Below are 15,600 nucleotides of genomic sequence, written 5' to 3'. Positions count from 1 at the left end.
ATGGAAATCATAACGTTAACAGTTAACCACCTAACAAGAGTTCTTTACAAAGTTAGAGCTAACGTTAAATTGGCAAGATGTCTAGTGATAGAAAGATGTATGATTGTCAGTGGATAATCAGCAACTGCTTAATAATAAGCTAAAACCCATTTCTGTTGCAATCTTAGATTCAATATAGAAAGGGTTTCATAGTTTATAAATAGCAGATTAAATGCGGTCTAGCTTAACAATCTTCAAGCACTTAACTTCTCTCCCCCCCCTCCCAAACGGCAATAAATATTTTCATGCAAAATACATTTTATTCTTTGTTGCTGAATCTGTCTTTTAACTTGTCCTGTCCCTCAAAGTTATATATAAAGACTTCTAAGAATCAATGGGGACAAAAGGACATAGGGACAAGCATAGAATAAAATAATTAATATAAATCACTTATAGATTTTCTATCCAACTTTTATGATCTACTTCTCATTCACAAAAATAAAATAAATACAAATACTTTTGATGTTGTGGGTAGTGACGCTTTTGAGAGATGAATTTGCCATTCTTTTTTTAACTGACGTTTTTGCATAAACTCTGCATAAAATAAATTTATAAAGTCTTAAAGAATTATATAGTGGATTAGAGCGGCTGACTACGGATCAGCAGGTCGGGGGTTCGAGTCCCTCCACGCCCGTTTTAAAATATATCTTCCAAATAATTATAGAGAAATTGCTCTTTGTACAGTAACAAATTAGTGTCGTCTTAACAAATTAGATGACGTGATAACAGATTAATGTCGTCTAACTGGGCGTGGAGAGACTCGCTTTCAATTCTCAAAGAGAATCCTTCCTCGATCGAAAGTACCTGAGTTCGATATAACAGTGAACTTGAAAACAATGTAGAATATTGTAATTTTAGTTTTTTATCTTGCCATGTATAAGATTAATCCACCAATTACATTTATCAAAAAATTAATTGGACTTCGGTGTCGTGAATGAACTATTTGCGATATATTTTGTAACTGATAATTGACAGTTTCAATCAAAGAACGTTTTCTTAACATCTTATACTCATCAAGGTTATAATCTGATGTTGCAAAATGTACAGTTGCCTTTTGCCTACTTGCCTTTTGCCTACCTTCACCAAACTCAAGTTATACCCTCGCCAAGTATAGTTAAGAGTTTGAGACTATTTTCTTATATCGAACTGAGTGTTCTTAGGGAGAAAGTTGATGTGTACTTATTATTCTATGACATTTAATCTGTGAATTGCCACTCTAAAACAAAAAAAATCGCCTTTTCCGAGGCGACATCTAATTTGTTATTTTTTACGGAAAATGACACTTAATTTGTTAATCTGGTTTAAGATACGATCAAGATCATTTTTGGTGGAGTTCTGGGGTATAATTATTGTTATATAAAGATTTGAAGAATCTTAATTTTGGATGACACTAATTTGTTATCACGCCATTTAATTTGTTACTGTACACGTTTTAGTGGTGATGATGATGGTGATCATGATCATGGTGATGATGATGGCCTTTTGTATGACTTGCACTGGCAAGACTAGGGTTAATTACCATTGCTTCATCATTGAGTAAAGATTCAATTTGAGGATTTGCCCACTGCGCTGCCATAGCACAAAATTCATCGTTATCGTTAACACATTCCATCTGTACATAATTAACGGTAGGATATTTTTTCTGTAATGATTCGATGATGTGTTCGACATCTAACAGGGTTTCGTGGTTTTCTGTGGCAAAGCCAATGGGCATAAAGACTAAGGCTTTCGCCCCCAATTCAATCAGGTTTCTTCCAGCTAATTCGGCATTGGGTTGAGTCCATTTGATGAGGGGGGTTTGATGATTTAACCAACCTACGGAAATCATGGGGAAACGATTAATCAGTCTTTCTCTGACTAAATCATACAATTTTTGACTTTCATCAATGCCAGAGGTAAAACCTTTAGCTTCGTGAGGACATCCATGATTCATTAAGACAATGCCAATTTCTGAGGGTAAATAAGCACCGCTTAAACTATGACTAATTTCTCTTTCTACCATTTTGGCAAGTAATTCAATGTATTCTGGTTCATTGTAAAAAGAGGGTAGATAGCGCATTCCTTTAATCCAATGTTCTTGTAAATTGGCTGGTTTGGCTAGGGCTTGGTTTACTTGTTCTACGGCGATACCACTGGTAAAAATAGAATCAACTACGAGTAAGGGATAGATTAAAACTTTATCAAATCCTTCTGCTTGAATTTGCTGTAATACTTGTTCGGGTAGGTGAGGAGCGCAAAAGTTGAAGGCTTTAAATACTTTGACTCGATCGCCCCATGTATGTTGTAAGTGATGTTCTATGTTCGATCGTTGTCTTTCAAAGATAGCGTTATGGGGGGAGATAAAGTTACCGTGTTGATGACTCCATTCGTGTAAATCAAACACTGCCAACAATTTGGCAATGGGGGGATATATCCATGTTGGCACGGGAGCAAATTTGGCGGTTAAAAGGTTTAAGGCTTGTTCGTTATAATTGGCAAAGTCATCATAACTTTCTACTTCACCATACCCCATTAATAATACCGCCACTCGATCGACAGGGTTAGCGGTAGAGGTGTTGTCGATAATTCTTTCGGGAGTTGCAACCACGATCGTTTTCCTTCCATATCAAAGTTAATAATATCCATTATAGGGGCATTTTTTATCCTTGATGGGGGGATAACCTTATTTTTTTATAAAGTTATTGACTTATAAGTAAAGGATTAGGGAATTGGAGAAGGGGAGAGGGAGATAGGGGGAGGGGGGATAGGGAGATAGGGGGAGATATTTTATTAATTGTTAATTCTCAATTCTCAATTCTCAATTCTCAATTCTCAATTCTCAATTACCTTGTGGCTTCTTCTAACCACACGGGAGGTAGTTGACTTGGACGATCGGGTAGTTTCATTAAACCCATTTCTGTTAAGCGAATCACGGTTTTTAAGGATTCGATGAGACTAGGATCAAATCTGATATTACTATAGTTTTCACATTTGACGAAGGCATCAGAAAGGCTATAGGCTTGTCTTTCTCCCCTTGGTTGAGTTAATTCTTGAAAATAGGTGACTAATCCTAAAATTCTCGATTCTAAGGGGATTTGTGAGGCTTTTAAACCGTCAGGTGTACCGCTTCCATTCCAGTATTCTAGTTGATGATAAACAATTTTCGTGATAGGTTCTAATTCACTCATAGCGGATAGTACACGAGAACCTAAAATGGCTCGATCGATCCAAAACTGATAGATGCTAGAATTTAATTCTTGAAGATTCTCGGTAAATATTTCCGTTGGTGCTTCTGCTAAACCAATACGGAATAATAACCCGGCTAGTCTTAATCGTCTTAATTGTAGGGTAGGTAAATCGAGAATTTGTCCTAAAGTTTCCGCTAAGGCAGCTACTTGTAAGGAAGCATTGGAGTTAAAAGGATCATTATTATCGACTTTTTGCGCCATTCTCAGGAAGGCTTGAAGTTTACTAGCGGCTAAGTTACGATTCAGTTTCAATGCTTGTCCTTCTAAATCTCGTAACTCTCTTGTTTGACGATTGACGGTGACTAATTCTTGTTGACTGGTTTGTAGATAAGATACAATACGATTAACTACTCCTGTTAAATCTACTACCCCCGACGGCGAAATATATTTGATTTGCCAACGCATTTTTTCTAGTTTATCCCCTAGAGATACATTGTAAGGTTTCATCCTTTGGGTTAAAATGTCCACAGCTGTTTCTACTAAAGCTCGATCGAAAGTCCATAAACCGTAAAACTTTCTTTCTGTATCGGTTTGAGGTTCACTTCCAGCTTTATACTCTTGAGGGGAAAGCTCATGACAAAGCACCATAGCGGCGTAATCTGGTGCTAAAATAACTAAATTCCATTCCTCCACAAAACTATCATCTTCCCGTAAATGTACCAATTCTACATTATCTAGCTGACTTGTGGGATGAGAAGCAAAACCACTATCCGCTACGGCGGCGATGGCTACTTGTCGGGAATGTTTCGCTAAATCCCAATATCGCTCGGCTTCTTGAGCGTACCACTTTCCCTGTTGAAATGTCACCAATACCAAGGGTTTATATATATCGTCTTCGTAATTATGTTGTAAAATATGATCTTCTAAAGCGTGACATAATGCGACAAGAGTGTTTTTATAATAAACACCATAACTAGAGGGCAATTGTCCTTCTTTTTGAGAATTTTTTAATTGATAAAGGGTAGATTCTGGTAACATTCTGATACAAGAGTTTAAACGGTTCGATCGATATCAATCTATCTTAACTCTTAAAGGATCAAGTTAGGGATTAGCCCTTTTAAGCTGGTTTAAAATTACATCATCATATTAAGTTGATTAAAGAAAAAGTATTTATCAGATGAGAAAAGCAATAATTTGTGGTTATTATGGACAAGGAAACGCAGGAGATGAGGCTTTGTTATTGGCAATATTAGAACGATTACCTAATAATATTAAGCCCATTATTTTATCAGGAAATCCTCTAAAAACCAGTAAAGATTATGGAGTAATTAGTTATTCTCGACAGGGTATTATTAAACAAATTTTTAAGTTAGGAAAAAAGGATTTATTTATCTGGGGCGGAGGTAGTTTAATTCAAGATATTACCAGTATTAAAAGCCCTCTTTTTTATCTAGGTTTAATGATTTTGGCTCAATTAAAAGGCTTAAAAACTATCGCTTATGCCCAAGGAATAGGACCAATTAAAACCCCTTTTATTCAATGGTTAACCAAACAGGTTTTAAAAAGATGTTCTGGGGTGAGTGTGCGCGATCGAGAGTCTGCTAAACTAATGGAAGCATGGGGGATAAAATATTTTATTGGTGCTGATCCTGTATGGGCTTTATCTGCTAAAATTAGTCAAGATTTAGATTTATTACCTAGTCCTAGAATTGGGGTTAATGTTCGCTTAAATTCTAGCTTAAATGAGGCAAAATTAGAGATAATTATTCAAAGTTTAAAACGACTTCAACAACAAACTTTAGCTAACATAATATTGATACCTTTTCAAGAGTCAAAAGATTTAGAAATTTGTCAAAAAATAGGTGAATTATTAACACAAAATTATCAGATTGTCAACCTAGAAAATCCCCAAGAATTAAAAGGATTATTTAGAGAATTAGATTTAATGATCGGAATGCGTTTACATAGTCTTATTATGGCTAGTAGTGAAAAATGTCCTTGTTTTGCTTTATCCTATGATCCAAAAGTTACTAATTTAATGAAAGAAATTGATATTGATGGTTATGAATTAGATAATTTTCCTACTGATGTTCAAACTATCACAAAAAAATGGTTAAAAATTTATCATAATCAACCTCGTCTATCAGATGATAACCTTGATTTATTAGAAAAAAATGCTTTAAAACATCAAACTTTATTAGATATTTTTGACTCTTGATATAAAGGTTCAAACCTACAAACAAATTTATTTTTTCATAGCTAAAGTGACACCATCAGCTATAGAAACTAAACTTAATTCTATTCGATCGTCCTCAACTAATTTAGCATTAAATTCTCTAATTTTTTGAGTGCGATTATCGGTAATATTTTCATCGGCTACTTTACCATCCCAAAGTACATTATCGATGGCAATTAAACCACCTTTTCTGACTAATTCTAAGGATTTTTCATAATAATTATAATAGTTACTTTTATCCGCATCAATAAAGACAAAATCAAAGGTTTCTTTTTCTCCTTGATTAATTAAATCTTGTAAAGTTTCTAAAGCTGGTTTAAGATGTAAAGTAATTTTTCGATCGACTTTTGCTTTTTGCCAATAACGTTGAGCAATATCAGTAAAATCTTTATCATTATCACAGGCGATAATTTTTCCATCTTCAGGTAAAGCTAAAGCCATAGCAGTTGAACTATAACCCATAAAAACACCAATTTCCAGAATTTTTTTTGCCCCGATTAACTTAATTAAAAATGACAAAAATTGTGCTTCATCAGGGGAAATTTGCATTTTTCCCATGGGATGATTAGAGGCTTCTTCCCTCAATTCCTTTAAAACTTCTGCTTCTTTTACGGATACAGATAATAAATATTGATAGAGATTGGGAGTTAAATTTAAAGTTTTGATACTCATAAATTAAAGACAGAAAAAAGTAATAAAAAATTATATAATTGTTGTATCAAAACCAAAAGTATTTTAGGATATTCTACTTCTCGTCGTGATAAATTATGTCTAAAAAAAGGTGTTAGGTGAAATGCAAACCATAAATTTATAATAATTGTATTTAACAAAACCTAAGTAAAATACTTATTAACGATCGAGGAGCTGACAAATTTGTTAATATTATTTGTCAAACTGATTTATTAAGTCTAAAAAACTGCTCACATCTTCAGGAAAATTACCATTAATAACCATCTTAGAAAATATCTCATAACAATCTTTTTTATCCCCTTCTTTCCGAGGAAAACCTAGCCATAAAATAATGATTGTATTTGCTTTTTTAAATACTCGAAAAAATAGCCGATACCTAGATTGTAAACCCATTTTTTTGAGACGACTATATTTTTGTAATGGTTTTTTTAGCAAAAAATAAGAAGCTAAAGGATTAGTAGGAATTTTATCTTTTATACCGCTATCTAATGCTTTCAATAGTTTAACTTCAGGATGAATAATAAAGTGTTCTGTTTCTAATTTTTTCCTGAGATATTTTACTCTATTTACTAATTCTAACCATTGTTGATAAAAAAGGGGATGAAAGTAAATTAAGTATCCATTTATTTTAATGGGTTTCATTCTTCTTCTATGTCAACATCTGCTAATAAATCATCTATTTCCTGACTCATTTCTTCGGTATAGGGAATTAGTTTTTCAGGATTTTTGATGACATCTTTACTTAAAAAATCGAGAAAAAGACTCATCATCAATCCTTCTTCTTCCTCATCAATGTTATTTTTGGGGCTAAGATGAAACAACAATGTATTGCTATTTAATACTTCAATCTGTCCTTTAGCTTCGTAGAATTGGGGATTATCTTGATAAAAGGCGCTAGGGAGGCGAAAACCTTTTTGATTGCCAATTTTTGCTGGGCTAATAGTGTATGTTTTTTGTCTCATGGCACAGAAAAATAATGTTATTATCTTTTGTTATAACATCATTAAGGTAAAAAAGACAGGTAAAGTAAGTATGAGAAAACTTTGAAGCCTGTTTAATTCCTCATTCCTCATTCCTAATTATTGTTCAACCTAATTAATTCTAAGTCATCGGGTGAGCCTTCATGAACGGTTTTAACCCATTTGAGTTGTTTTTGACGAATGGACATTCTAGCGGTTGTCACTGGCATTACGAAAAACCAATGAGTCATGTATATCATCCCTAAGAGACTTTTAGTCATCATTTTGAGATTATCGGTAAGGGTGATATTGTCTAATTTAGTTCTTTTTAATCCTGTAAACATTCCCCAATACGCCAAGATGAGGGTAAGACTGGTTAAGGGTGCGATTAAGGGTATATGGTGACGGGTAACAACCATCACTAAGTCGGGAATGGCGGCGGTAGGAAAGATATATTGTACTAAAAAGAAGTAGAGTAAATCGAATTTTTTGCTCCAGTTTAAGCGGTTACTGAGGATAAAGCGCCAATAGTCGAAGTAACGTTGATAACCTCCTTCTGCCCAACGACTTCTTTGATGCCACAGGGCGATCGCACTTTTAACTCCTTCTTCTTCTACGGCGGGATGTTCTAAAATCCCGATATTCCAATGATCTAGGTGTAAACGAATGGTAAGATCAAGATCATCGGTGATGGTTTCTTCATTCCAACCTCCACAACTTTCTAAGGCTTGACGCAATACAAATTGCCCGTTTCCTCTTAATTCTCCCATGCCTCCACAGGCGATTCTCTGTTGTTGAAAGTAGCTATCTAATGCCATTTCGACGGATTGCCCTAATGTCCAAAAGTTTTCATCTGCGTTACTAATAGATTTTCTGACTTGAATGGCGCCCATTTTGTCCATAAATAGGGGTACTATTTTTCTTAATAAGTCGGGGGAAGCCATGGCATCGGCATCAAATACCCCAACAATATCCCCAGTTGTTAAGGCGAAGGCTTGATTTAGTGCGCCTGATTTGCCTCCTTTGGCGGTGTTGTCTCGATGTAAAACTTTTAATTGAGGATGTTTTTTTGCTAATTCGTCTAAAATAATACCAGTTCGATCGATACTATTATCGTTAATCACCCAAAACTCGTATAAATCTTGGGGATAGTCTAAACTTAGCAACATTTTGACTAATTTTCCGATTACTACTTCTTCATTTTTGGCAGATACCATTAAAGAAATTTTTGGTAACTTTTCCCTTGTTTCTGCCATAGTGTTAGTAGAAGGATTCGCAAACATTAATCGTAACGCTTGAATAGTGACAAAAATTCCTAAAATTAACATAAACCAAATACTCCACGATACTAAATGAAGTGCGATCGTGCTTAACCAAATAATACTTAAAGCAAAAGCAGCTTTTTTGCGTCTTCCCGATAAACCTTGAAAAAAATCGTTTCTAAATTCTTCTTCTTCTAGGACAGGATCGGATAATTCTGCTATTAATGAAGTAATGGGATCTAATTGATTATTAATTTCTTCAGGGTTGAAACTGTCTTTATTGGGCATATCTTTGGTTAAGTTAATTAATTTAGCTCGATATTTAGACTATTTTAAACGTTATTACTCAAATTTTAAGGTAGATTTTATGTTAATCCTGTAAACAAGCTATATCAGAACTTTTTGTTATCATTATTTTAAGGTTAAAACCCTGTGAGAGTTGAATAATATTCAATCTTTAACCACAAAAAATATTTTCTGGAAAAGTCGATTAAATTATGTCTCAAATAATCACTGTAACCTATGATGGGGAAGTATTAAAACCAACCCAAAAGCATTAGTTAGATGTCAATAAACAATATCAAATTGAATTACTAGATAAAGATAGTCAAACTTTAATTTCTGAAAAAAATCAAGAAAACATACGCTCTCATCAGTCATTTTTCAATGGTTATTGTCAGGAAGATGAGGGTTTATATGACACAAATTAAACGTTGGGGAAAAATACAAATTTACCAACAAAAGTTAGTAATCCCGTTACTAAAACTCCGATTATGCCAAAAACCCCTAATGTAACGGTATTTAGTCGAGTATCGATACTATCTAATCTTTTATTGGTTTCATCTACCCTTGTATTTAGGCTTTTTTGACTTTCTTTGAGGATAGCTATATCGATTTTAATTTCTGTTAACTCTTTAGATATTCCCTCAAATTTAGTGCTTAAAAAATCCTTTAACTCTTTTAAGTCATTATCTGTTACTGTACTCATGTTAAAATCCTCTTAACTTTATTGATTACAGGATAGAGTAATTAACACTTACTTCTATCCTTACCTGATTTTACTTTATTTAATGAAACCTTATCAAGCCATACCGATAGTAGAGTGTAATGAGCCTTTAGTGCCTATTCCAGACGATCGATTTATCTTAGAAAATCCTCCAGCTTATGTTAAATTGGGTGCAGACTATCAAGGCAAATCTCCTTATTATCTTCGTGAGGGTGTCTTAAATCGATTGATTCAAGCAAGGGAAAAGTTAGGGCAAATACAACCCCAATGGCACATAAAAATTTTTGATGCTTATCGTCCTGTTTGGGTGCAACAGTTTATGGTAGATTATACTTTTAATTCTATTTGTCTTAATCGATCTTTAGATGTTAATATCCTCACCGCCGAAGAAAAAGCCTCTATCTATGAAGAAGTATATAAAATTTGGGCTATTCCTAGCGATAATCCTTTAACTCCTCCTCCCCATAGTACAGGAAGTGCGATCGATTTAACCTTAGTGGATGAAAATGGCAAGGAAGTTGATATGGGTGGGGAAATTGATGAACTTTCTGCTCGATCGAACCCCGATTATTACAAAGACTCTACTGATCTTCTAGCAAGAGTTTTTCACCAAAATCGAGAGATACTCTTAGAAATTATGACTTATGGAGGATTTCGCCGTCATCAAGGGGAATGGTGGCATTTTTCCTATGGTGATCAAATGTGGGCATGGTTACAGAATAGCGACAAGATCGCACAATACGGGAGGAAATGAAGACTCCGAAGACAAGGAGAATTTTGACAAAGAATAACCCCGTTTGTATAATAGTCCTAAACTATCAACTATTAACAATCAACTATTAACTATTAATTTTTAGGGGCTTGATTTCGAGTCCCTTAACTTTTTGGAGATATAATACTTTTATGAACTTGAAACGATCGATCTTAGCAATTTTAACGATACTATCCATGTATAGTGTCTTTTTTGCCCTTAGTCAAAGTTTAGGTGAACCACAAGTTCAAGCTCAGTTAGAATTATATCAGACTAACTTGATTCTCAATGCTTCCTCTTGGAATCCTAGTCAAGAAAATATTAGTAATCTCAGTCAAAATTTAATTGGGGAAAATCCTCTTTCTATAGCACAATCTAGCTATGAAAAAGCATTGAATTTAACTGAAAATTCTCCTCAGAAATTCTCCGAAAATCAAGGTTCGATCGTTGTCGAAACCCCAAGAAAACAGTTAAAACAAAATAATAATCAAAAACTAATTGATGAATTAAATTTAAAATTAGCTATTATTACGGAAGCAGAAAATAAACCAGATTTAGCTAATACTTATTTAAGTAAAATATCTGATGAAAATCTACAAAAAATTATTAATAATATTTGGGAAAAACAAGATAATATTGATTTAAAAACAGAAGAAACAATTAATAATAGATTAGAGGGATGGTTTAAATTAAAAACATTAGAAAAATTTTATTCAGATCAAAATAACCAAAATCAGCTAGAAAAAGTTATAAATGAACAACAAAAATTAGCCGAAAAAGCGATTTATACTTTATTTACTTTGAGCTTAATTCCTGTTTTTGGAGGTATAATTGGCTTTGGAATTATGATATTTTTGTTAATTCAATTATCCGTCAAAAAAGAAGCCTCAATTTTGGCAACAAATTATAATAATGTTTGGGAATCTCCTTGGGATTGGGAAACTATTTGGCAAGTTTTTATAGTTGGTTTTTTCTTCCTCAGTCAAGTATTATTACCAATAATTTTTGGTGTTAGTGGATTTAATCCCGCAGTGTTGGATATTAAGGGTAAAGCCTTATACGTCTTATGCAGTTATTTCTTAATGGCAGGAGGCGGTTTATTGGTGTTATATCTCAGTATCAAATCCTTTTTTCCTTTACCCGAAGATTGGTTTAAACTCACCGCTAAAAATTGGTATTGGTGGGGCATTGGCGGTTATTTGGTAGCTATTCCCTCAGTGTTTTTGGTGTCTATTCTTAATCAACAGTTGTGGCAAGGCAGGGGAGGCAGTAATCCTTTATTACTTCTTGCCTTAGAATCTCAAGATAAATTTGCCTTAATTATCTTTTTCATCACCGCTTCTATTGCAGCGCCAATCTTTGAAGAAATCATGTTTAGAGGTTTTTTACTGCCTTCTCTCACTCGTTATCTCCCTTCATGGGGTGCGATCGTGGTAAGTGGTGTTATTTTTGCTGTGGCACATCTGAGTTTAGCGGAAACTATCCCTTTAGCGACTTTAGGAATTATTCTTGGTATCGTTTATACTCGATCGAGAAGTTTGTTAGCATCAATGATGGTGCATAGTTTATGGAATAGTGGCACATTACTTAGTCTTTTTCTATTAGGTAGTAGTTAGGCATAGGTTTCAAAGTAAGTTGGTAAAAATGTTGGGGTGTTAGGGTATTAGGGGATTAGGGGGTTTTTTACTTACAGATTTTAAATAATAATAAAAAATCTTAAAAGAATCAATTTATGATATTAAATTATCAAAACTCATTACTTCTTACTCGTTACTCATTACTCCCTCTTAACCAAAAATTTGAAAATAAAACAGCCCTGAGTAGTTAGGGGTGTGATGAGACAGGGAAATCTCGAATCAACAATTAATTCTATATTTGCGTAAAAATGGCGAACTTTTTTATCTACTTAATAATTTTTGTGTGGGGGGCTTCGATCGGCAGTTTTTTAAATGTGGTAATATACAGACTACCTGCGAAAATCTCTTTAATTAATCCCCCCTCACGATGTCCAAAATGTTTACATCCCCTCGGCAAAACAGAAAATATCCCCGTCATCGGTTGGCTATGGTTGAAGGGAAAATGTCGTTGGTGTCATACTCCTATTTCTTTTCGTTATCCTCTTATTGAAGCCATAACAGGCAGTTTATTTACGTTAGTCTTCTATCAATATGGTTTTACATGGTTAAGTTTGGGTTATGTAATTCTCCTTAGTTGGTTGATTGCTTTAGCAATGATTGATTTTGATACCATGACATTGCCTAACTCCCTCACTCAATCAGGATTAGTTATCGGTTTAGGGTGGCAAACTTGGTTAGGTTTTACTGTGGGAGGCATAAGGGGCGCGTTACAATATCTTTTCTTGAGTATTTTTAGTGCGGTTATCGGTATTTGGTTATTTGATTTTATTCGTATTCTTGGTACAGTAATGTTTGGTAAACCTGCTATGGGGGGAGGTGATCCTAAGTTGACGGCAATGATAGGATCATGGTTAGGATGGCAAGGAGTATTATTAACAGGGTTTTTGGCTTGTTTTGTGGGTACTATTGTAGGAGGTGGTGCGATCGTGCTTAAACTCCTCAAAAAAGGGCAACCCATGCCTTTTGGTCCTTATTTAGTATTAGGTGCAATTTCTACTATATTTTGGGGCGATCGAATTTTATCCAGTTATTTAGAGTATATTGGATTGTAATTAACAATTAACAATATCATTCATGACACGGTAGGTTTTTAATTAACTTTCTAATTGTTACACAATTATTTTTCATGAATTATTTTATTAAAAGAGTTCTAATTTCTTTACCTACATTATTAGCCATTAGTGTGGTAATATTTTTTATATTAGCCTTCGCTCCGGGTGATCCTTTAAGTGAGTTTGGTTCTAATCCTAATATTACCCCAGAAATTAGGGAAAATATTAGAAAATCTTTAGGTTTAGATCAACCTATTTATATTCGTTATTTTAAATGGCTTTTTGCCTTTTTTAAAGGTGATTTAGGTTACTCTTTTACTAGCCGTAGCCCTGTTTTAGAGTTGATTTTACAGCGTCTTCCTAATACTTTAATGATTGTAGGTTTAGCCTATTTAATTAGTGTTATTATTGCTATTCCTATAGGGTTAATTTCTGCCATTAAACGTTATTCTTTACTAGATAATATCTTCACTTCGATCGCACTTTTTGGCTATTCTATTCCGCCTTTTTTCACGGGATTATTGTTAATAATTATTTTTAGTGTGCAATTAAAATGGTTGCCTTTTATTTACGATAGCAATTTAAAAGTAACGGATTTAAACAGCTTTTTTCTACAAATAAAACAGTCAATAATGCCCATTCTAGTTTTAAGTTTATACCAAACGGCGGTATTAATGCGGTTTATGCGATCGTCCGTCACGGAAGAATTAAGTCATGATTATGTGCGCACGGCTTACAGTAAAGGATTAAGCACGTCTCAAGTAGTTATCAATCATATTTTGCGTAATGCTTTAATTCCAGTTGTCACCCTCATCGCTTTAGATATTCCGAGTATCTTCACTGGGGCGTTAGTTACAGAGCAAATTTTTCGTATCCCCGGTATTGGCGCTTTATTGATTGAGTCTATTTATCGTAGTGATACACCAGTAGTAATGTCGATCGCCATGATTTATGGTATTTTGATTGTGATATTTAATCTAATTGCCGATTTAAGTTATTCATGGTTAGACCCTAGAGTTAGGTTATGATAGATAATGGTTTTGATTCTTCTTCTATTAATTAAACTTTGAAATAGCTTTGTTGCTGATTGATGAAATTTGTCTTTTTTGTTAGCAAGGGCAAGAAAAAAACCAGTATCAATTATTATTGTATTTTTCATCTAGTTTTTGTCTCAAGTAGGTTTTATAATTTTCAGACAAAATTAGTTTTGTTATTTTTTTACTATGGGAAGAATTTACTAATTTTAATATATCCTTAAATTATCCACGTCAATAATAAACAAGACAAAAAATAAATATTTTCAATTTGACCTTAACCTATAGTAAAACAAAAAAAGCCATGACGATCGAAACTATTAATCCCTATAATCAAGAAATTATCAAAACCTTTACTCCTTCAACCACTGCGCAAATAAACGAAAAACTAGATTTAGCGGTGTCTGCGTTTAAAGATTATCGTCTTACCTCTTTAGAATTTCGAGGAGAAAGACTACTCAAGGCAGGGGAAATTTTACTGGCAAATCAAGAAGAATACGCCAAGTTAATGACTTTGGAAATGGGAAAACCCATTAAACAAGCCTTCGCTGAAATTAGTAAATGTGCCTTAGTGTGTCGTTTTTATGCCGAAAATGCCGAACAATTTTTGACTCCTAAATACATTGAAACTGATGCTAGTAAGAGTTTTGTCACTTATCAACCTTTAGGCGCTATTTTGGCGGTGATGCCTTGGAATTTTCCCTTTTGGCAAGTGTTTCGCTTTCTTTGCCCTACTTTAATGGCAGGTAATGTGGGCTTACTCAAACACGCTTCTAATGTGCCTCAATGCGCTTTAGCCATCGAATCAGTGTTGTTATCCGCTGGTTTTCCTGAAGGAGTTTTTCAAAGTTTACTCATCGAGTCTCCTCAAGTGGAAGGAGTGTTAAGGGATAGTCGAGTTAAAGCCGTCACCCTCACAGGTAGTGAATTAGCAGGAAAAAGTGTCGCTTCTATCGCAGGACAGGAATTGAAAAAATCTGTGTTAGAGTTAGGGGGGAGTGATCCTTTTATTGTGTTGGAGGATGCTAATATTGAGGAAGCCGTAGAGGTAGCAGTTACTGCTAGAATGTTGAATAATGGTCAAACTTGTATCGCCGCTAAAAGATTTATTCTACAAGATTCGATCGCACCTAAATTTGAACAGTTATTAGTCGAAAAATATCAAAAAATCGTCATGGGTGATCCTTTTAACCCTAACACGGATTTAGGACCTCTGGCAACCCCTGCCATTTTAAGGGATATTACTAACCAAGTTAACAAAAGTGTCGAAATGGGGGCAAAAGTGTTAATTGGTGGCAAAAGTGTGGAAGGGAAAGGAAACTTTTATCCTCCTACCATTTTGACGGATATTCCCGTTAACTCTCCAGCCATGACAGAAGAATTTTTTGGACCTGTTGCCCTATTATTTAGAGTAAAAGATTTACACAGTTCGATCGAACTAGCTAATAGTACCATATTCGGGTTAGGTGCTTCTATTTGGACAAATAACGAGGAAAATATCAAAATTGCCGTCAGAGATATAGAAGTGGGTGCATTATTTATTAATAGTTTAGTCAAATCTGATCCTCGTTTACCCTTTGGCGGTACAAAATCTTCAGGTTATGGTAGAGAATTAAGCATAGAAGGAATGCACGAATTTTTAAATATTAAAACCGTGTGGCAAAAATAATTAGTGGTTATTAAAGATTTTCATTAACAAAATGAGGTAAATCAGATAAATTTTTGATAAACTCAGCATTTAAAGGTTTACCAATAAAAGCAACATCA

At 34.2% G+C, this 15,600-nt stretch carries 13 protein-coding genes and 1 pseudogene; 6 read left to right on the top strand and 8 right to left on the bottom strand.

The features are described from left to right. Positions 1-901 precede the first annotated feature (901 nt). The 3 genes and pseudogenes from SYN6308_RS24155 to SYN6308_RS03360 all read right to left on the bottom strand — a co-directional run. A pseudogene (locus SYN6308_RS24155) lies at positions 902-1,042 on the bottom strand (transposase); the annotation flags it as partial. A 429-nt stretch (positions 1,043-1,471) separates the two neighbouring features. Next, complete coding sequence (locus SYN6308_RS03365) at positions 1,472-2,626, bottom strand: ferrochelatase (protein ID WP_017293023.1); 1,155 nt, start codon at positions 2,624-2,626, stop codon at positions 1,472-1,474. Positions 2,627-2,861: 235 nt separating this feature from the next. Then, complete coding sequence (locus tag SYN6308_RS03360) at positions 2,862-4,244, bottom strand: DICT sensory domain-containing protein (RefSeq protein WP_017293022.1); 1,383 nt, start codon at positions 4,242-4,244, stop codon at positions 2,862-2,864. A gap of 139 nt (positions 4,245-4,383) precedes the next feature. Between SYN6308_RS03360 and csaB the strand changes: the two genes are divergently transcribed. Next, a complete protein-coding gene (gene csaB / locus SYN6308_RS03355; RefSeq protein ID WP_017293021.1) occupies positions 4,384-5,424 on the top strand; it encodes a polysaccharide pyruvyl transferase CsaB in 1,041 nt (346 codons plus the stop codon). 27 nt (positions 5,425-5,451) lie between these two features. On the opposite strand, the gene SYN6308_RS03350 is transcribed toward csaB, so the two are convergent. The 5 genes from SYN6308_RS03350 to SYN6308_RS03330 form a co-directional block, all read right to left on the bottom strand. Beyond that, complete coding sequence (locus tag SYN6308_RS03350; protein WP_017293020.1) at positions 5,452-6,114, bottom strand: class I SAM-dependent methyltransferase; 663 nt, start codon at positions 6,112-6,114, stop codon at positions 5,452-5,454. A 210-nt stretch (positions 6,115-6,324) separates the two neighbouring features. Then, positions 6,325-6,774, bottom strand: coding sequence for a type II toxin-antitoxin system YhaV family toxin (locus tag SYN6308_RS03345; RefSeq protein ID WP_017293019.1), 450 nt, complete (start codon positions 6,772-6,774; stop codon positions 6,325-6,327). Continuing rightward, positions 6,771-7,094 carry a hypothetical protein gene (locus tag SYN6308_RS03340; RefSeq protein WP_017293018.1) on the bottom strand — a complete coding sequence of 108 codons (324 nt, stop codon included), beginning with the start codon at positions 7,092-7,094 and terminating at the stop codon, positions 6,771-6,773. Before SYN6308_RS03340 ends, SYN6308_RS03345 begins: the two co-directional genes overlap by 4 nt. 113 nt (positions 7,095-7,207) lie before the next feature. Then, complete coding sequence (locus tag SYN6308_RS03335; protein ID WP_017293017.1) at positions 7,208-8,641, bottom strand: glycosyltransferase; 1,434 nt, start codon at positions 8,639-8,641, stop codon at positions 7,208-7,210. Positions 8,642-9,059: 418 nt separating this feature from the next. Then, a complete protein-coding gene (locus SYN6308_RS03330) occupies positions 9,060-9,341 on the bottom strand; it encodes a hypothetical protein (protein WP_017293016.1) in 282 nt (93 codons plus the stop codon). A gap of 82 nt (positions 9,342-9,423) precedes the next feature. Between SYN6308_RS03330 and SYN6308_RS03325 the strand changes: the two genes are divergently transcribed. From SYN6308_RS03325 to SYN6308_RS03305, 5 genes are all read left to right on the top strand, one after another. Then, on the top strand, positions 9,424-10,113 hold the full coding sequence (locus SYN6308_RS03325) for a M15 family metallopeptidase (protein WP_017293015.1): 690 nt from the start codon (positions 9,424-9,426) through the stop codon (positions 10,111-10,113). Positions 10,114-10,262: 149 nt separating this feature from the next. Further along, on the top strand, positions 10,263-11,726 hold the full coding sequence (locus tag SYN6308_RS03320; protein WP_026101894.1) for a CPBP family glutamic-type intramembrane protease: 1,464 nt from the start codon (positions 10,263-10,265) through the stop codon (positions 11,724-11,726). Between the two features lie 269 nt (positions 11,727-11,995). Further along, positions 11,996-12,799 carry a prepilin peptidase gene (locus SYN6308_RS03315; protein ID WP_017293012.1) on the top strand — a complete coding sequence of 268 codons (804 nt, stop codon included), beginning with the start codon at positions 11,996-11,998 and terminating at the stop codon, positions 12,797-12,799. 74 nt (positions 12,800-12,873) lie between these two features. After that, complete coding sequence (locus SYN6308_RS03310) at positions 12,874-13,827, top strand: ABC transporter permease (RefSeq protein WP_017293011.1); 954 nt, start codon at positions 12,874-12,876, stop codon at positions 13,825-13,827. A gap of 310 nt (positions 13,828-14,137) precedes the next feature. Continuing rightward, the gene (locus tag SYN6308_RS03305) at positions 14,138-15,502 is read left to right on the top strand and encodes an NAD-dependent succinate-semialdehyde dehydrogenase (RefSeq protein ID WP_026101893.1); all 1,365 of its coding nucleotides are present in this window, start codon (positions 14,138-14,140) and stop codon (positions 15,500-15,502) included. Positions 15,503-15,600: the final 98 nt, after the last annotated feature.

Origin of the sequence: Geminocystis herdmanii PCC 6308 (assembly GCF_000332235.1) — a bacterium.
GTDB classification, from domain to species: domain Bacteria; phylum Cyanobacteriota; class Cyanobacteriia; order Cyanobacteriales; family Cyanobacteriaceae; genus Geminocystis; species Geminocystis herdmanii.
The sequence above is the reverse complement of the archived record's forward strand: the minus strand, read 5'-3'. Positions and strand labels throughout refer to the sequence as shown.